The organism is Rhodovastum atsumiense (assembly GCF_937425535.1).
Lineage (GTDB): Bacteria > Pseudomonadota > Alphaproteobacteria > Acetobacterales > Acetobacteraceae > Rhodovastum > Rhodovastum atsumiense.
In genome coordinates, this window is the sequence record NZ_OW485601.1 from 572,105 (window position 1) to 596,410 (window position 24,306).

A 24,306-nucleotide genomic window follows, 5' to 3' on the forward strand; every position below is an offset into this window, starting at 1 on the left:
TCTTCTGCACCGCAGCATGGTGCCTTTTGCCGGCCGAGGGCAACGACCCCGGCCGGTGACTCTCTCCCGCCCCGGCGGGGGCGGGCACGCACTGGTGTGTTGTCGACGTCGACTCTGCAAGGAGAGGGAATATGCTCGACGGGTTCTTCCCGCTGCCGTCACAGGCACAATGGCCGACGAATGGCCAGGATCCGCTTGGTGTTGCCTTCCGTGCCGGGGTGATGAGCGACCGCCTGACCGGGACGGCCACGTTGTGGCAGTCGCTGCTGCAGGGGGCGGCCGGCCATCTGCAGCGGATCGCCGCGACGCATGGCGGCGCCCCGGCGCGCCATCTCGCGGAGCTGCAGCGCCTGGCCGCCATGCCGACGACGCCGCAGCAGATCGCCACGCAATGGGGCGAATACGTCACCGATGCGCTCCAGCGCGGCATCCTGTTCCTCGACGTGATGCGCCAGGTCGGCAACCAGGTGGTCGCGCAGCAACAGGGCGACGGCACGCCGGTGCTGGTCTACGACACCGAAATGGTGCTCGACGGCCGGTCGTTCGAGCGTCCGGTGAACTATGCGCTGGTGCGCATCCTGCCGCCCGCGGGCGTCACGGTCGATCCCAACCTGCGGCCGTACATGATCATCGACCCGCGCGCCGGCCACGGTGCGGGCATCGGCGGCTTCAAGTCCGACAGCCAGGTCGGCGTGGCGCTCGCCCATGGCCATCCGGTCTACTTCGTCATTTTCTTCCCCCGTCCCCAGCCCGGGCAGACCCTGGCCGACGTGTGCGCCGCCGAAGGACGCTTCGTGCGCGAGGTGGCGCTGCGCCACGCCGGCGCCCCCAGGCCGGTGGTCGTCGGCAATTGCCAGGGTGGCTGGGCGGCGATGCTGCTGGCCGCCAGCAATCCGCATGTCACCGGGCCGGTGGTGGCCAATGGCGCACCGCTCAGCTACTGGGCGGGCGTGCGCGGCAGGAACCCGCTGCGCTACCTGGGCGGGCTGGCCGGCGGCGCGGCACCGGCGCTGTTCTCATCGGATCTCGGCAACGGCGTGTTCGACGGCGCGAACCTGGTGCTCAACTTCGAGACCATGAACCCCGGCAACACGTGGTGGCGGAAATACTACAACCTCTACGCCAACGTCGACAGCGAGGCCGAACGCTTCCTTGGCTTCGAACGCTGGTGGTCGGGCTTCTTCCTGCTCAACGAGGCCGAGATCCGCTGGATCGTCGAGAACCTGTTCGTCGGCAACCGGCTGCAGCGCGGCGAGGCCCAGCTCGGCGGCCGCGGGCCGGTGGACCTGCGCGAGATCAAGGCGCCGATCATCGTCTTCGCCAGCCAGGGCGACGACATCACCCCGCCGCAGCAGGCGCTCGGCTGGATCCCCAGGCTCTACCAGGACGAGCGCGAGATCCGCGCCCGTGGCCAGCGCATCATCTACATGGTGCACGAGGACATCGGCCATCTCGGCATCTTCGTCTCGGCCAAGGTGGCGCGGAAGGAACACGACCGCATCGTCTCCACCCTCGAAGCGGTCGAAGCGCTGGCACCGGGCCTCTACGAAATGACGATCGAGGCCAAGACCGGCGAGGGCATCCAGGCCCAGTACGTCGTCGGCTTCCAGGAACGCAGCATCGCCGACCTGCGCGCCCTGGATGACGGGCACGACGACGAGACGCCGTTCGCGCTGGTCGCACGCGTCTCCGAATACAACGTCACCGGCTACGAGATGTTCGCCCGCCCCTGGGTGCGCGCGATGGCCACTCCGACCAGTGCCGAATGGCTGCGGCAGACGCATCCGCTGCGCGCGCGCCGCACCGCGCTGTCGGATCTCAACCCGGCGATGCAGCCGGTGACGGCGCTGGCCGAACAGGTCAGGGCCGGCCGCCGGCCGGTCGCCGCCGACAATCCCTTCGTGCAGGCCCAGCACATCTGGGCGGCGATGGTCGAGCAAAGCTTCGATTTCTGGCGCGACCTGCGGGCCGCCGCCGACGAGCTCACCTTCTTCGCGCTCTGGGCCAATCCCTTCCTGGCCCGCCTCAGCGACGGACGCGGCGCCGATCCGAATGCCGGCATCGGCGAAACCCTGCGCGAGCTGCCGCAGGTGCAGGCGGCGCTGGCCAGCCTGGAACGCGGCGGCTACGCCGAGGCCGTGATCCGCATGCTGATCCTGATGGCGAAATCACGCGGATCGGTGCGCCAGTCACGGCTGGAGCGCTCCAACGCCATCCTGCACGCCGTCGAGCCGTTCCGCAGCCTCGGCGAGGAGGAACGCGCCCGCATCATCGCCCAGCAGGGGCTGATCATCGACTTCGAGCCGGATGCAGCGGTGCGCACCCTGCCCGCCCTGCTGCCGAAGGAAGCCGAGCGCAAGCGGGCGATCGACCTCGTGCAACAGATCGCCGGCGAGGTGACGGACATGAGCGAGGGCACCGTGCGCATGCTGGTGCGGTTGCGCACGACCCTGGGGCTGGAGCCGCTGCAGATCGGCGGCACCGCCGCTGCCATCGAGGCGGTGGCGACGACGGACAAGGCGGCCCCATGATCCGGAGCAATCTCACCTTCGACGAGATCAGGCTTGGTGCCACCGCCTCGGTCAACCGGGTGGTGATGCCCGACGACGTCACCCTGTTCGCGCATGTCAGCGGCAATCTCAACCCGGTGCACCTGCCGAGCAGCACGGGCGGCAGCGGCGAGGCCCCGCCCGCCCCGTCGATGTGGCTCGGGTCGCTGTTCTCGGCGGTGCTCGGCAACCTGCTGCCGGGTCCCGGCACGCTGTATGAATCGCAGACATTGCGGTTCCGGGCGCGCGCGCATGTCGGTGACGAGCTGACCATCACGGTGCAGGTCATCGAGAAGCACCCGCCGCGCACCGTGGTGCTTGCCACCCGCGTCACCCACGGCGAGGCGCTGCTTGCCGAGGGCGTGGCGGAGGTGCTGGCTCCCACCGAGCATCGCGTCGTCGAGGATGCCACGTTGCCCGGCCTCATGCTGGTGCGCCATCGCCACTTCGAACGATTGATGGCGGCCTGCCGGAACCTGCCGCCGATGCGCACCGCCGTTGTGGTGCCCGAGGAGGAAAATGCCCTGATGGGCGCCCTGGCCGGGGCGCGGGCCGGGCTGATCGTGCCGATCCTGATCGGCGCGGAAGCGGCGATCCGCGCCACCGCCGAAGCCTGCCACGCCGACCTGGCGGGCATCGAGATCATCGATGTGCCGAGCCACGACGCCGGCGCGGCGCGGGCGGTCGAGATGGTGCTGCAGGGAACGGCCATGACCCTGATGAAGGGCCATCTGCACACCGACGAATTGCTGCGGCACGTGGTGAAGTCGCAGGGCGGGCTGCGCACCACCCGTCGCATCAGCCACGTCTTCGTCATGGATGCGCCGGCGCTGCACGACCTGCTGCTGGTGACGGACGCTGCGATCAACATCGCCCCCACGCTCGAGGAGAAGGTCGACATCGTGCAGAACGCGATCGACCTGGCGCAGGCCCTGGGCATCGCGCAGCCCCGGGTCGGAATTCTCTCTGCGGTGGAAACGGTGAACCCGAAGATGCCTTCCACCATCGATGCCGCCGCGCTCTCGAAGATGGCCGATCGCGGTCAGATCCGCGGCGGCCTCGTCGATGGCCCGCTGGCCATGGACAACGCCATCAGCCTGACGGCGGCACGCACCAAGGGGCTGAAATCCCTGGTCGCCGGCCGCGCCGATATCCTGGTGGCGCCGAACCTGGAATCGGGCAACATCCTGGCCAAGGAACTCACCTACGCGGCTCAGGCCGAAGGCGCGGGGCTGGTGCTGGGGGCGCGGGCGCCGGTGATGCTGACCAGCCGTGCCGATGACGAGCAATCGCGCCTGTTCTCCTGCGCCGTGGCGGTGCTGTACGCGACCTGGCAGGCAACCGGCCGCAGCGTGGTGCCGCCGGCCCGTCCCACGACGGACGTCCCCCGATGACCCGCCACGTCGTCACCCTCAATGCCGGCTCGTCCTCGGTGAAGTTCTCGTTCTACGAGGCGGACGGCACGCTGCACGCGCTCGCGGTCGGGCAGGTGGAGATGCGGGGCGACAACCGCCATATCGTCGTGCGCGACGCGACCGGCGCGGTGATGCACGAGGTCGGCTGGCCGGCCGACCCCGAAAAGGGGTTCCACCAGGATGCGCTGCAACGCGTGCTGGCGTGGCGGAAGGCCACTTTCCCCGACGCCCATGTGGTGGCCGCGGGCCACCGCGTCGGGCATGGCGGCGTGCGCTACGAAGCCCCGGTGCTGGTGACCGATGCCGTGCTGGCCGAGCTGGAGAAGCTGGTGCCGCTGGCGCCGCTGCACCAGCCGCACAACATCGCCGGCATCCTCGCCGCGCGCGAGGCCTGGCCGCACGTACAGCAGGTGGCCTGCTTCGACACCGCCTTCCATCGCGCCCATCCCTTCGTCAACGACGTGTTCGCCCTGCCGCGCCGCTATTACGAGCAAGGGGTGCGCCGCTACGGCTTTCACGGCCTGTCCTACGAATACATCACCGGCCGGTTGCGCGAACTGGAGCCGCTCTATGCGCAGGGCCGCGTGGTGGTGGCGCATCTGGGCAACGGCGCCTCGATGTGCGCGATCCGCGACGGGCTGTCGGTGGCCAGCTCGATGGGCTTCACCCCGCTCGACGGCCTGCCCATGGGCACACGCTGTGGCCAGGTCGATCCGGGCGTGTTGCTGTTCATGATGGCGCAGGAACAGATGGGGGCCGATGCCATCCGCGACCTGCTCTACAAGGACTCCGGACTGAAGGGCCTGTCGGGCATCTCGCATGACATGCGCGAGCTGGAAGCCTCCCACCTGCCCGAGGCGGCGGAGGCGATCGAGTATTTCGTCTTCCGCATCCGCCGTGAACTGGGCGGCCTTGCCGCGGTGCTGAAGGGCCTCGATGCCATGGTCTTCTGCGGCGGCATCGGCGAGCACGCCTGGCGGGTGCGCGAACGCGTGCTCGAAGGCATGGAGTGGATCGGCATCGAGCTGGACCGCACGGCCAATCGCGAGAATGCCTCGATCATCTCGACGCAGCGCTCGCGGGTGCGGGTGATGATCATCCCGACCGACGAGGAAGCCATGATCGTGCGCCACACCCTGAGGGTGCTGGACCGTGAGGCCGGAGCGGCGGCCTGACCGCCGCTCCGCCGGGCCTCAGGCCATGATGTGCAGGCCGCCATCCACGTAGATCGTATCACCGGTCATGCCGGATGCGGCCCCGCCGACCAGGAACGAGACCACGCGCCCGACCTCGGCGATATCCACCAGCCGCCGTTCCGGGGCGCGGCGCATCGCGTCCTCGATCAGTTCGTCGAACTGGGCGATGCCGCTGGCCGCCCGCGTCTTCAGCGGCCCGGGTGACACCGCGAAGACGCGGATGCCGCGGGGCGCCAGCTCGCTCGCCAGATAGCGGACCGAGGCTTCCAGCGCCGCCTTCACCGGCCCCATCAGGTTGTAGTTGTTCACCACCTTGTCGGCGCCGTAGTAGCTCATCGCCACCATGGCGCCGCCCCGGTTCATCAGTGGCTCGGCCAGTCGCGCCATGTGCAGGAACGACCAGCAGGACACCTGCATCGCCTGGGTGAAGCCCTCCCGCGAGCAGTCCACCACGCGCCCGTGCAGGTCGGCGCGCGGGGCGAAGGCGATGGAGTGAATGAGGAAGTCGAGCCCGCCCCAGTGATCGGCGATGCGGGCAAAGACGTCCTCTGTCTGGCCGGGCACCTGCACGTCCAGCGGCAGGCACAGCGCGGCCTGCAGCGTCCCGGCGAGCGGGCGCACGTACGGCTCGGCCTTGTCGTTGAGATAGGTGATTGCGAGATCGGCGCCGAAGGCGCGCAGCTTCACCGCGCAGCCATAGGCGATGCTGTGCTCGTTGGCGATGCCGACGATCAGGCCACGCTGGCCTGTCAGCATCTCGCCCACGCGGCTGTTCGGGTCCCAGACCTTGGGAAGGGGATCAATCGGCCGACCGGTGAGGCTCATGCGGGTCTCCGGAGAAGGACAGGATGATCGCCTTCGGCATCATAGGCCGGGCAAACTGGGCCTTTCGTGAATGTGCCGTTGCAGGCCGGTCGCACCATGCCTAGGTCGCGGCAGCCGGCTGGTCCGTTGATGGTTCAAATCGTTTCCACAACTTGATGACGCGATCATCGGCGCGGAAGATTTCCCGCGCTTCTGCCGCGATGGCCCGCGCCTCCGCTTCCCGCCCGTTGGCGGCCAGCAACCCAGCGGGTTCCACATAGGCGTCGACCTGACCGGGCTGCAGTTGCCGCAGCCGCTCCCAGGCCGCCAGGGCCTCGGCCAGGCGACCATGACGGGCGGCGAAGCGGGCCTGGGCCGTCAGCATCCACGAGGCGTCCGGATGCTTCCGCAGCCCTTCGGCGATCACGCCGGCGGCGGCATCGATACGGCCGAGCGCCTCGAGGCTGGTGATCGCGGCAAGGTACGGCTGCGGGCCGAAGCCACGTCGCCGCAGCCGGGCATGCAGCCGCAGCGCCGCCGCATGGTCACCGCGTCGTGCCGCCGCGCGGGCGCGCCGCAGCAACAATTCGGAATGACCCGGCCAGCGCCAGCCCGCGCGCGCGATCACACGCTCGCTCTCCGCCCGCTCGCCGGCCCGCGCCAGCATGTCCGCAAGCAGCAGATGCGCCGACAATTCGCCGCGGTTGCGGGCAATGAAGTCCCTGGCCCGGGCGAGCGCCTCGTCCTGCGCGCCGCGCTTGACCAGAAGGTCGAGATAGGCCCGCATCGCCGTGCCGTTGCGCGGAAACTGCTCGGTCAGCTCACGCATGCGCGCCTCGGACCATCCCAGGTCGCGGATGCGGTTACCGACGCGAACCTGTTCGTCCAGGCGATTCCGTCCGCGCACCCACCGGAACGAAAGATACACCACGCCGATCCAGATGATGACGCAGATGCCGGCAGCGAGATAGGGAATCAGGGAAAATTCTTCGAACATGTCCGCACGCCTCACCACCGCCAAAGGTCGGGAAGCCCAATCTACGCGGTCTTGCGCCCTCGCAAAGATCTCCTGAGACGTTACGGGTGACGGGCGGACCACATGGACGATTGCCCGCACGGGTGCCATGGTGCGCGCATGTCTCCTGCCCTGCCGCCGCTCGCTCCCGCCATCCTCGCCACCGCGACGCCGCCCATTCCCGCCGCCCGCGCCTGGGCGCGTTCCTACACCGGAACGGCCGGCCCGCTGATCGACCTGACGCAGGCGGTGCCCGGCTATCCGCCGCACCCGGCCCTGCTCGAACGCCTGGCGACGGCGGCCGGCGACTCCGCCTGCGCGGCCTATGGCGACATCGAAGGCGACGGGGCGCTGCGCGAGGCGCTGGCGGCCGACATCTCCGCCTGCTACCGCGCCTCGGTGGCTGCCACCGACCTGGCCATCACCGCCGGCGGCAATCTCGCCTTCGCCATGGCCGCGACGGTGCTGGCCGGACCGGGCGAGGCGGTGATGCTGCCCGCCCCCTGGTACTTCAACCACCACATGGCCCTGACCATGCGCGGCGTGGCGACGGTGCCGCTGCCTTGCCGGGCGGAGGACGGATTCGTTCCCGATCCGGACCGTGCCGCCGCGCTGCTCGATCCGCGCGTGCGGGCGATCGTTCTGGTGACGCCGAACAATCCGACCGGGGCGATCTACCCGCCCGCGGTGATCGCCCGCTTCGCGGAGCTCTGCCGCGCCCGTGGCCTGTGGCTGGTGATCGACGAGACCTATCGCGACTTCCTGCCCGACCCGGCCGGCGTGCCGCATGGCCTGTTCGCCGACCCGTCCTGGCGGGACGTGTTCGTGCATCTCTATTCGTTTTCCAAGGCCTATTGCGTGCCCGGCCACCGGCTCGGCGCCATCGCCGCCGGCCCGCGCCTGCGCGAGCAACTGGTGAAGGTGCTGGACACCCTGCAGATCTGCCCGCCCCGGGCGGGGCAGACCGCCATTGCCTGGGCGATCGAGGCCCTGCGCCCCTGGCGCGAGGCCAACCGCCGGCTGATGGCAGGCCGTGCCGATGCCTTCCGCGAGGCGGCCGGGCGCCTGCGTCACTGGCGGCTGGATGCGCTGGGTGGCTACTTCGCCTATCTGCGCCTGCCGGAAGGGGCGCCGGATGCCCTCGCCATGGCGCGGCACCTGGCCGGCGAGCGGGGGCTGCTGACCCTGCCCGGGCCTTTCTTCGGCCCCGGGCAGGAACGCCATCTGCGGGTGGCCTTCGCCAATGCCGATCTTCCCAGGATCGCCGAGGTGCCGAACCGCCTGATCCAGGCCGGCTGATCAGGCCGCCCCGGCCAGCAGCCGCGCCAGGCGGTCGAATTCCGCGATCGACAGCGTCTCCGCCCGCCGCGCCGGATCGATCTCCGCCCGCCGCAGCAGCGCCTCGCCCCCGAGCGATTTCAACGCGCCGCGCAACATCTTGCGGCGCTGGCCGAAGGCGGCGGCGGTCAACTGCTCCATCTGGCGGAACAGCACCGGGTCCGGCTGCCGGTCATGCGGCGTCAGCACCACCACCGCGGACCAGACCTTCGGCGGCGGCACGAAGGCAGACGGGGGAATGCGCATGACCAGTTCGGCCTGCGCCGTCCATTGCGCCAGCACCGCCAGCCGCCCATAGGCATCGGCACCCGGCGCGGCGCAGATGCGCTCCGCCACTTCCTGCTGGAACATCAGCGTCAGCCGTTCCCAGCAGGCGGCCTGCCGCAGCCAGCCCACCAGCAGCGGTGAGGCCACGTTGTAGGGCAGGTTGGCGACGATCTGGCGCGGCGCCGGCACCAGCGCCGCCAGATCCAGCGCCATCGCATCGCCCGCCACCACCCGCAGCCGCCCGCCCGCCGTCTCGGCCAGTTCGGTGACGGCACCGACCGCGCGCGGATCGATCTCCACCGCGGTCACGTCCGCCGCCGCCGAGGCCAGCAGCGGACGGGTCAACCCGCCAGGCCCCGGCCCGACCTCCACCACATGCCGGCCGGCGAGGTCGCCGGCCTGCCGGGCAATGCGGGCGGTCAGGTTGGGATCGAGCAGGAAGTGCTGGCCGAGCGAGCGCCGCGCGTCCAGGCCGTGCCGCGCGATCACCTCGCGCAGCGGCGGCAGCGCCGCCTGCGTCGGCGCGGCGGCGGTCACGAGCGCAGGTCGATCACCGCCCGCCGCTGCAGGTCGCGCATCAACTGCCGCGACGCCAGTTCGACGCGCTCGGAAATGATGCGCTCGGTCAGCTCCTGCTTGGTGGGGATGCCGAGATTCCGCTGCTCGCGCGTGCAGACCATGATCACCGCGACCCCGTCATCGGCGACCAGCGGCTGGCTCGGCTTGCCCGGCGGCAGCGTGCCGAGCAGCTGGCGCAGCGGCGGCACCGCCACGCTTTCCACCCGCAGCTCGCCCGGATCGGCCGGGCGCGCGGCGCCGGCCGCCTTGTTGGCGGCATCCATGTCCTCGCAGCTCTTCGCCGTCGCGCCGAGCCGCTGCGCGCGTTCCAGCGTCTGCTGCTGCTGCTGCGTCGGATTGGCCGGATCGAGCCGCGAGGAGAACGGCAGGAACACCTGCCGCAGCGTCACCATGGTCGCCATGTCGCGACCGACCTCGCGCTTGCCGCGCAGGGTGACGATCGACAGCCCGCCCGGCACCCGGACCGGGTTGCTGATCGCCCCCGGCGGCATCTCCCGCAGGATGCGCAGCACCTCGGGATCGATCTGGCTGCCCTGCACCCAGCCCTCGTCGCCGCCCTGCAGCGCCGACTGGCTCTGGCTGAACTGCGCCGCCACCACCGGGAAGGGCGCGCCGGCCCGCAATTGCTGGATCACGGTATCGGCGAAGCGGCGCGCCTCGTCGGCCTGGTCGGGGTCGGAGATCGGCACGAAGATCTCGGCGAGGCGGAATTCCTCCTGGCCGGTCTGCGCCTGCACCATGCGCTCGCGCTCGGCGACATCGGCGTCGCTGACCTGGGCCTGCTGGCCAAGTTCCTGCCGTAGCACCCGGCTCCAGCCGATCTGCACGCGCACCTGATCGATCAGGGTGCGGAACTCCACCCCGTCGGCGGACAGCCGGCGGCGCAGCGTGCCCTCGGGCATGTTGTTGCGCTGCTCGATCTCGCGGATCGCGTCGGCGATTTCCTTGTCCTGCACCACCACGTGGCGCCGCTGCACTTCCTGCAGCCGCAGCCGCTCGTCAACCAGCATGCGCCGCACCTGTGGCACCAGCCGCTCGAGCACCTCCGGGGATCCCGGCATGCCGGTCGACAGCGCGAACAGGCGCCGGCGGTTGTCGACATCCGCCCGGCTGATGACGTCGCCGTTCACCACCGCGACGATCCGCGAGGCATCCGGCCCCTGCGCCCGGACGGCGGGAGCCCCCGGCCCCGCGAGCGAGGCAATCAGCACGGCGGCCAGGACAGGCGTGCGGCACGGACGAGGCAGGCGAAAGGTCATGGGCGGTGGAACTCCAGCAAGATGGCCGTTCGCGCGCCCTACATCGCGTGGAAGCCGAACTGCCCGACGGTCTTGAGCGTGATCTGGAACAGCAGCGCACTCGCGCCGGAATCATTCACGAGGCTCGTATAGCGCTTGTAGTACACCATGCTGAAGATGAAGCACTCGTTTTCGTAGGAGGCGGAGCCGGCCAGCGTGGTCATCTCGTGCAGGCGCAGGTCGGCGCGCGCCGAGCCCCCCAGGCTCCATCGCCCGAGTTTCAGGTTGGCGCCGACGATGATCTCGTTCCGCGGCACCTCGTACGGGCTCGTCGCGCTCTTGCCGCTGGGAACCAGGTACGAACCGGTCGGCGGGATATCGTAGTAGTAGTAGGGATTGACGCTGCTGTACGCATATCCCGTGCTGAAGCGCAGCCAGGACGGGCCGGCGCTGGCCAGCAGGTCGGCGAAGCGCACGTTCATGCTCTGGTGCGGATCGAACCGGGCGCGCGCCGTCAGGTCGACCCAGGGCCCCGGCGTGAAGGTCACCCGGCTGACGATGTCGGAGGCCTGGTTCTCCAGCCCGGATCCCACCACCCAGGGCGAGCTCTTCTGCATCCGGTAGGACTGGCCGACCAGGCCGTCGACCGATTTGCCGCCGGGGAAATTCCAGCCCGCCTTCAGCGCCACGTTGGCGCGCACCCCGCCTTCCAGCCGGTCGACGCCCGGGAAGCGGTTGAGCGAGAACAGGTTGGCGTCGGTCAGCTCCTGATCCAGGCTGTCCTCGTTGGGGATGCGCGTGCTGGTATTGAGGTATTTGGACCCGTTGGGCGCGACGATGAGCTGGGCGATCGGCTCGATCGTCTGCGTGCCCCAGTCCCCGGCGTCGCGCGCCAGCGGCAGGCGCACCATCACCGCGGCGGTGGGCATCGACTGCGCCGACTGCACCGCGTCGGCCGTGCCGAAATTGGGCTCCTGCGTGAAGCCGTGCGCTGCGTAGACGGCGTTGTCGACATGCAGCGTGAGGTTCCAGAGATCGCCGTACTGCCCGGTGAAGGGACGATCCCAGTTCAGGCTCAGCCGGCCGCGCTGGGTGGATGTCCCCTCGTCGCGCAGCACGTTGAACGCCCCGGCATCGAGCGAGAACCGCCCGCCGAGCGCGTCGGGCTCGCCGAAATAGCTGTATTGCCAGCGCGGCAGCACATAGGGCAGCCGGGAGGTGATCACCGTGCCGGTCAGCCCCTGGTAGGCGCGTGCGTCCAGCCGCGTATAGGAGCCCTGGCCGAAGCCCTCGAGCCAGACCTGGCTGGTCAGCACCTGGTCCGTGCCGCCACGGATGCGGTAGTCCCGCATGTATTCCTGGCTGCTGGCGCGGTTGATGTCGAAACCCCACCGCCAGATCTCGTCGATGGCGAAATCGCCGCGGGCGAACACATGCCCGCCGAGCTGGTCATTGTCGTTGGCAACCGACCCTTCCAGCGTGAACCGGCCATTGTTGAAGAGCTGCCGGTACTGCAGGTTGAGGCCGCCGCCCTGCATGCTGGAGAAGATCGGCGCGATGGTGGCGTCCGACCGTCCGTCGATCACCCAATAATACGGAATCGAGGCGAAGGCCCCGAGATGCGTGGAATACCCCGCCGACGGCACCAGCAGGCCGCTCGCCCGTTTCTGCGACGGATCGGGGTGGCTCAGGAACGGCAGGTACATCGCCGGCACGCCGAGGAAATCCACCACCGCGTCGTGGTACTCGATCTGCTTGTGCTCGCCGTCCTGCACAGCCGCGCGCGCGCGGATGTCCCACAGCGGCGGCGCGTTGGGATCGCTCGCGCAGAGATTGCAGGTGGTGTAGACGGCCCGGCTCAGCTCGTTGATGGTGCCATCGGTGCGGCGCGCGCCATTGGCGGCCAGCCGTCCGTTCTCCGGCAGCAAGGCCCGCATGTCGCGCAGCACGCCGTCGCGCATCCCCTGCGACAGCTCGGCGTACTCGGCGAACAGCACCTGCCCGTCCGGCTCCACCAGCGCGACATTGCCGATCGCCGCGGCGACGCCGGTATTGCGGTCATAGGTGACGCGATCCGCCCGCAGCACGCGGTCGCCCTGCCAGATCTCGACATGGCCGGAGAGGATCACGTTGGCGGTGTCGCGATCGTACTCGACCGCATCCGCCTGGTAGAACACCGGCTCGTCGCGCGAAATCGGCGGCGACTTCGACGTCCCCAGCGCCCCGAGCTGCGCCCAGGCGATCCCGCCGGGCAGGCCGCTCCCCAGCGCTGCCAGCGTGGCCCCCAGCAGCAGACGCCGCAGCGCGGCCCCGTCCCGTCGCAAATACGCCATGATCAGCCGTCTTCCAGATGCAGCAGCAGCGCCACGGCCAGCATCAGCCCCGAAACCGCCGGGGCCCAGGCCGCCAACGGTGGAGGCAGCGCGCCGGACTGGCCGAATTCCTCGGCAATCTTGGAGATGACGAACAACGCGAAGCCGGCCGCCACCCCGCTCGCGATCATCCGCGCCACGCCGCCGCGCCGGCTCGGGCGCATCGAGAACCCGGCGGCCAGCAGCGTCATCGTGCCCGCGAGCAACGGCAGCGCCAGCAAAGTCTGGAATTGCAGCCGGTGCCGGATCGAGGAAAAACCGGACCGGTCGAGCAGCGAGATGAAACCGGGCAAGGCCCAGACGGACAAGGTGTCGGGCGGCGCGAAGCTCTCCTGCACCCGGTCCACCGTCATGTTGGTGTCCAGCGCCATCGGCCGCGGCGCCGAGGGCAGCCGGCCGGGCTGGATGGTGCGGGCGTTCTCCAACTGCCACACCCCGGGGCCGAGCTCCGCCCGCGTCGCCTCCACCCGCTCCAGCAGCCGGTCGCCGGCATCAAGACGGAACAGGCTGACATCCTGGGCCACCAGCCGGGTCTCGCGCAGTTGCACGCTGCGGGCGTGCAGGATCGCCACCCCCTGCGGCACCAGTCCCTCATCGGACTGGCGCAGCCAGAGCTGGCCGCCGTTCAGCGCCAGCGGTCCGCCGCCGCTGCGCAGGTACACGTTCTCCAGCGCCTCCGCCCGCGCCCGCATCACCGCCGAGATCGGGCTGAGCGCCGCGGTCGCGAACGCCCCCATCGCCAGCGCGCAGAGCAGCGGCGCGGCCAGGAACTGCCAGGCGGACACCCCGGAGGCACGCGCCACCACCAGCGCGGAGGAGCGGGTGAGCCGCCAGAACGCCCAGATCCCGCCCAGCAGCACCGCGAAGGGCAGGATCTGCATGATGATCCAGGGCAGGCGCATGGCGGCGATCTCGGTCACCACGGCGAAGGTCGCCTCGGTCCGTGTCGCCGAGCGGCGCAGCAGCTCGATGAAGTCGAACAGGGCGATCAGCCCGGTCAGCCCGGCCAGCATCACGCCCACCGAGGCGGCGAAGACGCGGGCGATATAAAGGGAAAGCGTCGCGGCGACGGTCACGGGTCAGCTCGCCCCCAGCCGCAGTTGCAGGGCAACCGGGACCAGCCGGAACTGCGGGCCGAACAGCGCCCAGGCGCAGACCAGGCCGGGCAGCACCGCATTCACCCAGATCAGCGGGATCATCGCCGCCTGCTTGGCGGCGAGATTGGTCAGCAGCAGGGAAGATGCCAGCAGCCCGACCACCGCCAGCACCGCCAGCAGCGGCCGCACCAGCCCGCCATGGCGGCGGAACGTGCCCATCAGCACGCAGACCAGCGCGACCAGGGTGAAGGTCAGCGTGGTCAGCGGTGATGCCAGGCGCCGGTTTGCCTCCACCTGCAGCTTCGGCAGGTCGCGCTCCAGTACCGCCCCCGCCACCGGATGCAGCAATTCACCGAGCGACATCTCGCTGATGTCGCGGAATCGCTGCTCCTCCCCGCGCTCGCTGCGGCTGAGGTCGATCATGTTCTCGGCGAAGGTCAGCACGTTGAGCCGGCCGGTCTGGCGGTCGATCTCCTGGCGGCTGCCGTTGATCAGCAGCACCCGCGGCGCGCCCTCCGATGACACCAGCCGCCCGCGCTCGGCCAGGATGGTGGCCGGATTGTTCTTCTGCCGGGCGTCCTCGATCAGGATGCCACGCAGCCCGCCATCGGGGTCGCGCGCCCGCACATAGACCGTCAGGTCGTCGGAGACCGGGGTGAACACGCCTTCCTGCAGCAGGAAGGCGGCCACGCGGTTGCGGATCTCGAACTGATACTGCCGGAACGCCTGCGAGGCCGCCGGCACCAGCACCAGGTTCAGCAGGTAGCCGCAGGCCACCGCCACCAGCGCCACCGCGAGCGCCGGCCGCGCCAGCGCCAGCGGCGACAGCCCGGCCGCGCGCATCACCGTCAGTTCCCGGTCGCCGGACAACCTCTGGTAGATGAACTGCACCACGACGAAGGTCGTGATCGGCAGGATCACCGAGACAAAATAAGGAATCTGCAGGCTCGACAGTTCCAGGAACACCCGAACCGACAACCCACGGTTGACCACCAGCTCGACGAAGCGCAGCGACTGCGTCAGCCAGATCAGCGCCACCAGCCCGGCGGTGGTGGCGACCAGGGCCAGCAGCAACTGGCGGAAAATATAGCGATCGAGCCGGGTGACAATCGGGCCGATTCGGATGGGCAGCACGCTCATGCCGGCACTTTAGCCGGGCCGGGGCCACCGGCAAAACCGTGAAGCGGCGCCGGGAGGCGCCTGCACATCATGGCAGGACCTTGCCGGGGTTCATGATGCCGTGCGGATCCAGCGCCTGCTTGATGCGCCGCATGGTCTCAAGCTCCGCCCCGCCCCGCCAGCCGGGCAGCATCGCCGGCTTCAGCCGCCCGACCCCGTGCTCGGCCGAAAAACTGCCGCCGAGGTCGCGCACCACCGCGCCGACCGCCGCCATCAGGTCCTGGTCGCGGGCCAGGAAGGCAGCCGGGTCCATGCCCTCGGGCTGGACCAGGTTGAAGTGAATGTTGCCATCGCCGAGATGCCCGAACGGGACGATGCGGATGCCCGGCAGCAGCGCCTCGCAGGCCTCCGCCGCCCGGTGGAGCAGCGCCGGGACGCGCGAGACCGGCACCGAGACATCGTTCTTGACCGAGGCGCCGGCCCGCTTCTGCGCCTCGGAATGCTCCTCGCGCAGCTTCCAGATCGCCGCGCGCTGCGCCCCGGAGGCGGCAATGGCGGCATCCAGCACCACCCCCTCTTCCAGCGCCGCCCCCAGCACCTCCTCCAGCGCCGGGCGCAGACCAGCCCCGACCCGCGGAGACGCCAGCTCGACCAGGACATAATGGTCGGCCGGGGTCACGAGCGGCAACGCAGAGCCGGGAATATGCGCCAGCACCAGATCCATGCCGGAGCCCGACATATATTCGAATGCCTGCAGCGCGGCCGGATCCTGCGCCTGGAACCGGGAGAACAGGTCCAGCGCCGCCTCGGCGGACGGCAGCGCACACAGCGCCACCTCCACCTCGCGCGGCAGCGGAGCCAGCTTCAGCACGGCGGCGGTGATGATGCCGAGCGTCCCCTCGGCGCCGACGAAAAGCTGGCGCAGGCAATAGCCGGTATTGTCCTTGCGCAGCCGGCGCAAGCCCTCCCAGACCTCCCCGTCCGGCAACACCACCTCCAGCCCGAGCACGAGATCACGGGCATTGCCGTAGCGGATCGTGTTGTTGCCGCCGGCATTGGTGGCCAGCACCCCACCGATCTGCGCGGTCCCCTCCGAGGCGATCGACAACGGCAGCAGGCAGCCTTTGGCCGCCGCCGCCTCCTGCGCCGCCTTCAGGGTCACCCCGGCCTGCAGGGTCAGGGTCATGTCCACCGGGTCAATCTCGAGGATCCGGTTGAGCCGGGCGAGCGCCAGCACGATCTCACTGCCGTCCTCGGCCGGCACGGCGCCACCGACCATCGACGTGTTGCCGCCCTGGGGGACGATGCCCACACCGGCAGCGGCACAGGCCCGCACGACCTCGGCGACCTCCTGCGTGGTGGCGGGCCGAACCACAGCCGGGGGGTGGCCCCGGTAGAGGCGGCGCCAGTCCTCGGCATAAGGTGCGATATCGGTCGGATCGGTCAGCAACCCTCTCGGGCCGACAATGGCTGCCAGCTCGGTGAGAAAACGCTCTGTTGCAACATGCGGCATGGCAGGCCTCCGGCGGCCAAGTTAGAGCCGGGTCGCCACGGGTCAATGCCGCGCTTGGGGCGCTGCCCCAAACCCCGCCAAAGGCTTCGCCTCTGGACTCCAGCAGGGGCCAAAAGGCCCCTGCACCCCTCTCCTACCCTTGTTTCTGCGACTGCTCGGCGTAGGGGCGCCAGTCGCGGAAGAACGCGGTGCCGATCTCGCCGGCGAGGTCGATCAGGCCACATTGCAAATGGTCGAGGAAATGATGCAGGCCCTCGTCCAGGATCGTCTGGACGGTCGGCCCCAGCAACGTGGTCCGCAACTCCTCGACCTGTTCCAGCGCCCGCACGGTGCCCCGCAGCCCCCAGGTGGCGCGCAGCCGGTTCAGCACCCAGTCGACCTGCTCCAGGCAGAGCGCGACACTGCGGGGGAAGTGATTGTCACGCAACAGGAAACCTACCACGTCGGCGGGGGTGAAGCCCGCTGGGGCGATGCGGCGGAAGGCGTGATAGCCGGCCGCGGCCCGCAGCACACCGCCCCACTGCGTCAGCTCGGCCACGCGCCGCGCCTCGCCGTTGGTGGCGGGGACCAGCAGGTGATAGCGGATGTCCAGCATCCGGGTAGTCTGGTCAGCGCGCTCGATCTGGCGCCCGAGCTGGTAGAACAGCCAGCCCTGGTCGCGGAAGAACGTTCCCTCGGTGATGCCGGTATGGGTCTGCACGCCCTCCTTGATGCGCGCACACAGCCGCGACAACCGGTCGCCCTGCAGATCGGCGGCATCGATCGCCACCATGTCACGGTGAAAGACGTTCAGTTGTACCCACATCTCCGTCGAGATCAGCGGGCGCAGGGTGCGCGCATTCATGCGGGCCGCTTCCAGCGCGGCCGGCACGCTGGTGGGATTGTCGTGGTCGAGCAGGTAGAAGCGCTTCACCGCCTCCGCCCCCGGGGCCAGCCCACGCTCGGCGAAGCCCGCCTCGTCGGCGTTGATGCGCACCAGGGCGAACCAGCTTTCGCTCTCGCGGCCGGGGCTCTCGAAATTCTGGGTGACGTCGATGAGACGGGCGATGTTCTCGACGCGCTCGAGATACCGGGCCATCCAGAACAGGCCCTCGGCATAGCGCGCGAGCAGCGGCAATTCGTTGCGCATCATGCCACCTCCGCTTCGGCCAGGACCCAGGTGTCCTTCGACCCGCCGCCCTGGGACGAATTCACCACCAGGCTGCCCGGGCGCAGCGCCACCCGCGTCAGCCCGCCCGGCAACACCCAGGTCTGCCGCCCGGTGACCGCATAAGGCCGCAGGTCGAGATGCCGCGGCCGGATCCCCTCGTCGCAGAGCGTCGGAGCGACCGACAGCGAGATCACCGGCTGGCTGATCCAGTTGGCGGGATCGGCCAGCAGCGCCGCGCGGGCATGTTCGAGCTGGGCGCGGGAGGCGTGCGGGCCGATGGTGATGCCATAGCCCCCGGATTCCCCGACAGGCTTGATCACCAGCTGGTCCAGATGCGCGAGCGTATAGGCCAGCCCTTCCGGCTCGCGACAGATATGGGTCTCGACATTGGGCAGGATCGGATCCTCGGACAGGTAGTAGCGGATGATCCTTGGCATATAAGCGTACACCGCCTTGTCGTCGGCGACGCCGGTGCCGACCGCGTTGGCCAGCGCCACGTTGCCGCGCCGCCACGCCCCGATCAGGCCCGGCACGCCGAGCAGGCTTTCCGGCCGGCCAACGGTGGGGTCGAGGAAGTCGTCGCTGATGCGCCGGTAGATGGTATGCACCGGGCGCCGCCCGCCGGTGGTGCGCATCCACACCCGGTCCTGCTCGACGAACAGGTCGGCCCCCTCGACCAGCGGCACCCCCATTTCGCGCGCGAGAAAGACGTGCTCGAAATAAGCCGAGTTGTAGATGCCGGGGCTGAGCAGCACCACTTGCGGGTCATCCACCCCCTCGGGCGCGATCTCGACCATGGCGCTCAACAGGCGCTCGCCATAATCGTCGACCGGCCGCAGCCGCATCCCCGCCATCAGGTCGGGGAAGGCCCGCGACATCATGTGGCGGTTCTCGACGACGTAGGACACGCCGGAAGGCGTGCGACCGTTATCTTCCAGGACCATGAAATTGCCGGCGGTGTCGCGCACGATGTCGGTGCCGCAGATATGCACGTAGGTGCCGAACCGGACCGGGAAATCCTCCATCTCCGGCCGGTAATTGGCATTCCCGAGCACGAGTTCGGCCGGCACCACGCCATCCTTGAGGATCCGCCGCTCGTGGTAGATGTCGTGCAGGAACGCATTGAGCGCCGCGACTCGCTGCTGCACGCCGGTATCGATGACCCGCCATTCCGCCGCGGTCAGAATGCGCGGAATGCAGTCGAACGGCATGATCCGGTCGATTGCGGTGGCATCCGAATAAACCGTGAAGGTGATGCCGAGGTTGAACAGATCGTTCTCGGCCGCCTGGGCACGCGCGCGCAGCGCGTCGAGTCCAATGGATCCAATGCGTTCGCGCACGACGGCCGCGGCACCACCATCGCCCGCCCTCTCGCTCGTGAGTTCGCAGAAAAACGGCCCCGGGCGATAATCGCGGAAAGGGTCGGAAGCGACGTCGATCTGGCTTTCTGGCATATCGGGGTGCTCGCCGGCGCTGAAAGTTTGCAAACGCCACGAAGCATAGCAGACATATTCAGCGTGCAACCCCCTTCTTCGCGGCGCTGCAGCGAAGGGGCGGGGCCAAGCGGGGCGGTTGCGCGACACGGCGGACCGTGCCTATTCCTGCACTTCCCTCCCTGCCTCTGGATGATTCCCATGCTGCGTCCCGCGCTGGCCCTGGTTCTCCTCGCTTTGATCGCCGGCTGCACTGACAAGGAACCCCCGGCCCCGCCGCAGGTCGCCTATCAGCCGCCGCCGCTGCCCGAGCCGCCTCCGGCGCCGTGGTGTGCCCGTCCGGGTGAAGTGACGGCGTTCTCGGTCGCCGCGCTGAAAAGCAACCTGATGGTTACGGCCATCTCCTGCCGGGCGGAAGACAAGTACAACGCCTTCGTGAACCGGTACCGGCCGTCGCTGCTGCAACAGGAGAAGACGGCGGAGACCTATTTCAGCCGTAACGACAAGCGGCGCTGGCAGCAGTCGCGCGACGACTACATCACCCAGCTCGCCAACGCGCAGTCGCAGCGCGCCATGGTGCTGGGGTCGCAGTTCTGCGAACGCAGCCTGGGTCAGTTCGATGAAGTCATGGCCCTGCAGAAGCCCGAGGAACTGCCCCGCTTCGCCGAAACGAAGACGCAGTCCCTGCCGCAGGCGATGAAGTTCGCAGAATGCCCGGCGACCGCGGCGCCGGCCCCCGCGCCGGCGAAGGCCGTGGCGGCAGCGAAGAAGAAGAAGAAGTAACGCAGCGCCCCCGTCACCCCGGCCCTGGCAACGGATGGTTTCGTTGCCAGGGGATGCCGCCCGCTTCGCCGGCCGGACCATCCGCGATGGTTGAAGATCCGGCGCGATGCGCAAGGCGCAGAGCTGATGACCGGTACATATAAAGAGGCCCGGGAGACCGATTGCGGTCTTCCGGGCCTCTTTTTTCCGTCAACCGGACCAGGGCAAGGCCAGAGGGGCTCCCCTGGCCTTGCTTGTACCGGTTAGCGCAGCACGATCTCGACGCGACGGTTCTGCGGCTCGCGGACGCCGGCGGCGGTCGGCACCAGCGGGCGGCTGTCGCCGTAGGCCTGGATCGCGATGGCATTGCGCGGCACGCCGTTGCGCACCAGCTCGGCCGCCACGTTCTCGGCACGCTTGCGCGACAGCCCGAGATTGTAGCGGGCGGTGCCGGTGCGGTCGGCGTGGCCGGCAACCTCGATCTGCGTCAGCTGCACGCGGGTCGAGTTCTGCGCCGCCTCGGCGATGATCTGGCGCGCGCGCGCGGTCAGGTCAGCCCGATCCCAGTCGAAGAACACCAGGTAGGTGCGCGAGGGCGCCGGCGCGGGGGCAACCACCGGCACCGGGGCCGGCGGCGGCACCGCCGGAGCCGAGTTGAACGCATAGCGCACGCCCAGCATCGCCGCGTGGTTATACTGGTTGCCCAGCTTCACCGTCCCCGGCACGCCAGCCACGCTGCCCTTGTACTTGGGCTCCTCGACCGTCGCCATGAAGCGATACTCGGCGGTCAGCGACAGGCCCGGCACCGGCAGCGCATAGGACGCGCCCAGGATCGCCTGCGTCGCCAGGCTGCCTTCGGTCTTGTTCGCACCGCTGATCTGGTTCGGCCCGCCCGGCAGATACGCCTTCGCGCTGCTGACCTGCGTCCATTCATAGCCGATACCGGCGCCGGCATACGGCGTCACCGGCAGGCCGAGGTCGAAATCATACAGGCCGTTGATCATCACGCCGTAGGTCTGCAGATCGGCACCGCCCTGCACACGGCCCGCCTTGGTCAGGCGCGTGTGGTTGTCGCGGTAATTGCCCTCGAGCTCGACGCGCACGCCGTTGCCGAAGCCCCAGCCAACGCTGCCGACCGCGCCAAGACCGCCATTGCCCGTCAGCTTCCCGGAGCCGCTGACCGTGCCGCCGGGAATCGCCGCCGTTCCCTTGGTGTCGATGTCCTGCGTGTAGTTGTAGCCCAGCCCACCACCGACATAGAGGCCGTTGATCGGCTGCGCCTGCGCCACCACCGGCAGGGCCAACACGGACGCGGCCAACAGCGCGTTCCGAAGTTTCATGGCTTATTCTCCTCGCTTGTAGGCTCGCCGCGATAAGGCAATACGGCGACGAAACGGCATTTCATTCGAGTTTGACGAAAATGAGGCGCGCCCATCCGCCATGACGGCAGGACGGGAATGCACGTTCTCATATCGGATTGATGTCGCCGGCATGATGCGAGCCGGAATCAGGGCTCTTGTACTTCGACCGGAGTCGAAGCGATACGGCGGTTCATGTCCGGCTGCCCCGCCCGCAGTCGATAACGGACTGCATCAAGACAGATCCGCCGCCGGCGCGGGCGCCGGCGGCGGGGGACGTCCCACTTCGGATCGTATCCGGATCTACTTCAGCACGATCTCGACGCGACGGTTCTGCGGCTCGCGGACGCCGGCGGCGGTGGGCACCAGCGGGCGGCTGTCGCCATAGGCCTGGATCGCGATGACGTTGCGCGGCACGCCGTTGCGCACCAGCTCGGCCGCCACGTTCTCGGCGCGCTTGCGCGACAGCGCCAGGTTGTAGCGGGCGGTGCCGGTGCGGTCGGCGTGGCCGGCAACCTCGATCTGCGTCAGCTGCACGCGGGTCGAGTTCTGCGCCGCCTCGGCGATGATCTGGCGCGCACGCGCGGTCAGCTCAGCCCGATCCCAGTCGAAGAACACCAAGTAGGTGCGCGAGGGCGCCGGCGCAGGGGCAACCACCGGCGCGGGGGCCGGCGGCGGCACCGCCGGAGCCGAGTTGAACGCGTAGCGCACGCCCAGCATCGCAGCGTGGTTATACTGGTTGCCCAGCTTCACCGTCCCCGGCACGCCAGCCACGCTGCCCTTGTACTTGGGCTCCTCGACCGTCGCCATGAAGCGGTACTCGGCGGTCAGCGACAGGCCCGGCACCGGCAGCGCATAGGACGCGCCCAGGATCGCCTGCGTCGCCAGGCTGCCTTCGGTCTTGTTCGCGCCGCTGATCTGGTTCGGCCCGCCCGGCAGATACGCCTTCGCGCTGCTGACCTGCGTCCATTCATAGCCGATACCGGCGCCGGCATACGGCGTCACCGGCAGGCCGAGGTCGAAGTCATACAGGCCGTTGATCATCACGCCGTAGGTCTGCAGGTCGGCACCGCCACGGACCGCACCCGCCTTGCTCAGGCGCGTGTGGTTCTCACGGTAGTTGCCCTCGAGCTCGACGCGCACGCCGTTGCCGAAGCCCCAGCCAACGCTGCCGACCGCGCCGAGGCCGCCATTGCCCGTCAGCTTCCCGGAGCCGCTGACCGTGCCACCGGGAATCGCCGCCGTCCCCTTGGTGTCGATGTCCTGCGTGTAGTTGTAGCCCAGCCCACCACCGACATAGAGACCATTGATCGGCTGCGCCTGCGCCACAGCCGGCAGGGCCAAGACGGACGCGGCCAACAGCGCGTTCCGAATCGTCATCGTGTGCTCTCCTCGCGTTCCGGGCCGCTATGCGCGCCCTCGGGTAGGCGATTGCCTTCCCCGCTCTACTTGCCGGAAAGGTAGTGTTCGGGTCCCGTAGTGACCAGCAGTGATTGTCTCTGTCGCGATCCAGAGACGGTTTTCGGGGACACAGAGTTGCTTTTTTGCAACAGATATTCCCCTACTCCGGGAGCGGCCATACCCAGGCATGCCCCCGCAACGACCTCCCGAACGAGAAGAGAATAGTTGGCAAGGCGGAACGCATCGCCGACTCGCCATGAAAAACCCGCCGCCGGTCCTGCGACCGACGGCGGGCGGAAGATGCAACGATGTTGCCGGCCGGGACGCGCCCCGGCCCCGCGCGCCTACTTGAAGACGATCTCGACGCGGCGGTTCTGCGGTTCCCGCACGCCCGGGGCGGTCGGCACCAGCGGACGGCTGTAGCCGAAGGCTTCGATCGAGATGGCTTCGCGCGGCACGCCGTTGCGCACCAGCTCGGCGGCCACGTTCTCGGCGCGGCGGCGCGACAGGGCGATATTGTAGTTGGCGGTGCCGGTGCGGTCGGCGTGACCGGCAACCTCGATACGGGTGTATTGCACTCGACTCGAGTTCTGCGCCGCCTCGGCGATGATCTGGCGCGCGCGCGCGGTCAGGTCGGCCCGATCCCAGTCGAAGAACACCAGGTAGGTGCGCGAGGGCGCCGGCGCCGGTGCGGCAACGGGGGCCGGTGCGGGCGGCGGCGGCGGCGGGGCCGCATTGAAGGCATAACGAAGCCCGACCAGAACGGATTCGTTGGTGGGGTTGCCGATCTTGATCGAGGTGCCGCTGGCCGGGCCGACCGCCGACCCACGCCGGATGGCCGTCGATCCGTTGAAGCTCGGCTCGCCGAACTGGCCGACGAAACGGAACTCGGTCGTCAGCGCCAGGCCGGGTACACCGAGCGGGAAGGCCGCGCCGAGGATCACCTGCCCGGCCGCTTCACCAGAGGAAGAATTGCTGAAGTTGATCTGCGACTGCGGGTTCAGGTTGGTGGTGTACAACCGGCCCGACTGGAATTCGTTCCAGATATAGCCGAAGCCGATGCCGGCATAGGGCTGGACCCAGCTCGCGACTTCGGTGAAGTCGTACAACCCGTTCACGAAGACGCCGTACTGCAGGATGTTGCCGCCGCCGGCAATGCCCGAAGTCCCGGTGGTCCGGGTGTGATTGGACCGGTAATTGCCCTCCAGTTCGAAGCGCAGGCCGTTGCCGAGCCCATAGCCGACGCTGGCAAGCCCGACGAAACCGCCACTCGACGAAAGCGACCCATTGCTGCTGACGGATCTGGTCACGCCGAAGACCGGGGTGGCGAACGAGACGCTCTTGGCATTCACTGAGTTCAGGTAGTCAAATCCGATACCGCCACCGATATACAAGCCAGTGATCGGCTCCGCCGTCCACGCCGTTACCGGCAACGCCAGCATGGTCGCGGCCAGCATCACGCTCCGCAATTTCATGGTTCTCTCCTCGCATGACGGGTCTCTGCTAGCGACCCAGAGGCGGGGCTGTTGATCGCCCTGTCCAGCGCAGCAAACCGTAGTGTCCAAGTTGGAACGAAGCCAGCATCCACGGCCGCACAACGTGCGCGTTGTGCGTTTCCACCAAGCTATGTGGCAGTACAGACACAGTGCTGTTGTATTCACGATACAGTGAAGACCGAAAATTCAAGTTCGTTTCACTTG

18 protein-coding genes are annotated in these 24,306 nt (G+C 69.0%); 5 read left to right on the forward strand and 13 right to left on the reverse strand.

Going from position 1 to position 24,306, the window contains the following annotated elements; translation table 11 throughout:
- Positions 1-131 precede the first annotated feature (131 nt).
- The 3 genes from NBY65_RS02400 to NBY65_RS02410 are packed head-to-tail and all read left to right on the forward strand — an operon-like array spanning position 132 to position 5,139.
- Complete coding sequence (locus NBY65_RS02400) at positions 132-2,531, forward strand: DUF3141 domain-containing protein (protein WP_150045143.1); 2,400 nt, start codon at positions 132-134, stop codon at positions 2,529-2,531.
- Entirely contained in the window at positions 2,528-3,943 is a 1,416-nt protein-coding gene (locus NBY65_RS02405; RefSeq protein WP_150045144.1) for a bifunctional enoyl-CoA hydratase/phosphate acetyltransferase, read from the forward strand. Before NBY65_RS02400 ends, NBY65_RS02405 begins: the two co-directional genes overlap by 4 nt.
- Positions 3,940-5,139: an acetate/propionate family kinase gene (locus tag NBY65_RS02410; RefSeq protein WP_150045145.1), complete on the forward strand. Its 1,200-nt coding sequence runs from the start codon at positions 3,940-3,942 to the stop codon at positions 5,137-5,139. The genes NBY65_RS02405 and NBY65_RS02410 overlap by 4 nt, the downstream gene beginning before the upstream one ends.
- 18 nt (positions 5,140-5,157) lie before the next feature.
- On the opposite strand, the gene fabI is transcribed toward NBY65_RS02410, so the two are convergent.
- Both fabI and NBY65_RS02420 read right to left on the reverse strand, forming a co-directional pair.
- Positions 5,158-5,985: an enoyl-ACP reductase FabI gene (gene fabI, locus NBY65_RS02415; protein ID WP_456313327.1), complete on the reverse strand. Its 828-nt coding sequence runs from the start codon at positions 5,983-5,985 to the stop codon at positions 5,158-5,160.
- A 100-nt stretch (positions 5,986-6,085) separates the two neighbouring features.
- Complete coding sequence (locus NBY65_RS02420; RefSeq protein ID WP_150045146.1) at positions 6,086-6,961, reverse strand: tetratricopeptide repeat protein; 876 nt, start codon at positions 6,959-6,961, stop codon at positions 6,086-6,088.
- A gap of 138 nt (positions 6,962-7,099) precedes the next feature.
- Between NBY65_RS02420 and NBY65_RS02425 the strand changes: the two genes are divergently transcribed.
- On the forward strand, positions 7,100-8,278 hold the full coding sequence (locus NBY65_RS02425; protein ID WP_150045147.1) for an aminotransferase: 1,179 nt from the start codon (positions 7,100-7,102) through the stop codon (positions 8,276-8,278).
- On the opposite strand, the gene rsmA is transcribed toward NBY65_RS02425, so the two are convergent.
- From rsmA to NBY65_RS02465, 8 genes are all read right to left on the reverse strand, one after another.
- Positions 8,279-9,121, reverse strand: coding sequence for a 16S rRNA (adenine(1518)-N(6)/adenine(1519)-N(6))-dimethyltransferase RsmA (rsmA, locus tag NBY65_RS02430; protein WP_150045148.1), 843 nt, complete (start codon positions 9,119-9,121; stop codon positions 8,279-8,281).
- Positions 9,118-10,422 carry a peptidylprolyl isomerase gene (locus NBY65_RS02435; RefSeq protein ID WP_150045149.1) on the reverse strand — a complete coding sequence of 435 codons (1,305 nt, stop codon included), beginning with the start codon at positions 10,420-10,422 and terminating at the stop codon, positions 9,118-9,120. The genes rsmA and NBY65_RS02435 overlap by 4 nt, the downstream gene beginning before the upstream one ends.
- A 38-nt stretch (positions 10,423-10,460) precedes the next feature.
- Complete coding sequence (locus NBY65_RS02440) at positions 10,461-12,734, reverse strand: LPS-assembly protein LptD (protein ID WP_150045150.1); 2,274 nt, start codon at positions 12,732-12,734, stop codon at positions 10,461-10,463.
- A gap of 2 nt (positions 12,735-12,736) precedes the next feature.
- Positions 12,737-13,849: an LPS export ABC transporter permease LptG gene (gene lptG / locus NBY65_RS02445; protein WP_250265622.1), complete on the reverse strand. Its 1,113-nt coding sequence runs from the start codon at positions 13,847-13,849 to the stop codon at positions 12,737-12,739.
- Between the two features lie 3 nt (positions 13,850-13,852).
- The gene (lptF, locus tag NBY65_RS02450; RefSeq protein WP_150045152.1) at positions 13,853-15,010 is read right to left on the reverse strand and encodes an LPS export ABC transporter permease LptF; all 1,158 of its coding nucleotides are present in this window, start codon (positions 15,008-15,010) and stop codon (positions 13,853-13,855) included.
- A 67-nt stretch (positions 15,011-15,077) separates the two neighbouring features.
- Positions 15,078-16,502: an FAD-binding oxidoreductase gene (locus NBY65_RS02455; RefSeq protein WP_150045153.1), complete on the reverse strand. Its 1,425-nt coding sequence runs from the start codon at positions 16,500-16,502 to the stop codon at positions 15,078-15,080.
- 133 nt (positions 16,503-16,635) lie between these two features.
- A complete protein-coding gene (locus NBY65_RS02460) occupies positions 16,636-17,634 on the reverse strand; it encodes an alpha-E domain-containing protein (protein ID WP_150045154.1) in 999 nt (332 codons plus the stop codon).
- Complete coding sequence (locus tag NBY65_RS02465; RefSeq protein ID WP_150045155.1) at positions 17,631-19,106, reverse strand: circularly permuted type 2 ATP-grasp protein; 1,476 nt, start codon at positions 19,104-19,106, stop codon at positions 17,631-17,633. The genes NBY65_RS02460 and NBY65_RS02465 overlap by 4 nt, the downstream gene beginning before the upstream one ends.
- A gap of 180 nt (positions 19,107-19,286) precedes the next feature.
- Between NBY65_RS02465 and NBY65_RS02470 the strand changes: the two genes are divergently transcribed.
- Complete coding sequence (locus tag NBY65_RS02470) at positions 19,287-19,868, forward strand: hypothetical protein (protein WP_150045156.1); 582 nt, start codon at positions 19,287-19,289, stop codon at positions 19,866-19,868.
- Positions 19,869-20,110: 242 nt separating this feature from the next.
- Here the strand turns inward: NBY65_RS02470 and NBY65_RS02475 are convergent, their stop codons facing one another.
- The 3 genes from NBY65_RS02475 to NBY65_RS02485 all read right to left on the reverse strand — a co-directional run bounded on the left by NBY65_RS02475 (position 20,111) and on the right by NBY65_RS02485 (position 24,081).
- Entirely contained in the window at positions 20,111-21,187 is a 1,077-nt protein-coding gene (locus NBY65_RS02475; protein WP_250265623.1) for an OmpA family protein, read from the reverse strand.
- 321 nt (positions 21,188-21,508) lie between these two features.
- On the reverse strand, positions 21,509-22,585 hold the full coding sequence (locus NBY65_RS02480) for an OmpA family protein (protein ID WP_150041803.1): 1,077 nt from the start codon (positions 22,583-22,585) through the stop codon (positions 21,509-21,511).
- Between the two features lie 365 nt (positions 22,586-22,950).
- Complete coding sequence (locus NBY65_RS02485) at positions 22,951-24,081, reverse strand: OmpA family protein (RefSeq protein ID WP_150041804.1); 1,131 nt, start codon at positions 24,079-24,081, stop codon at positions 22,951-22,953.
- Between the last annotated feature and the right edge of the window lie 225 nt (positions 24,082-24,306).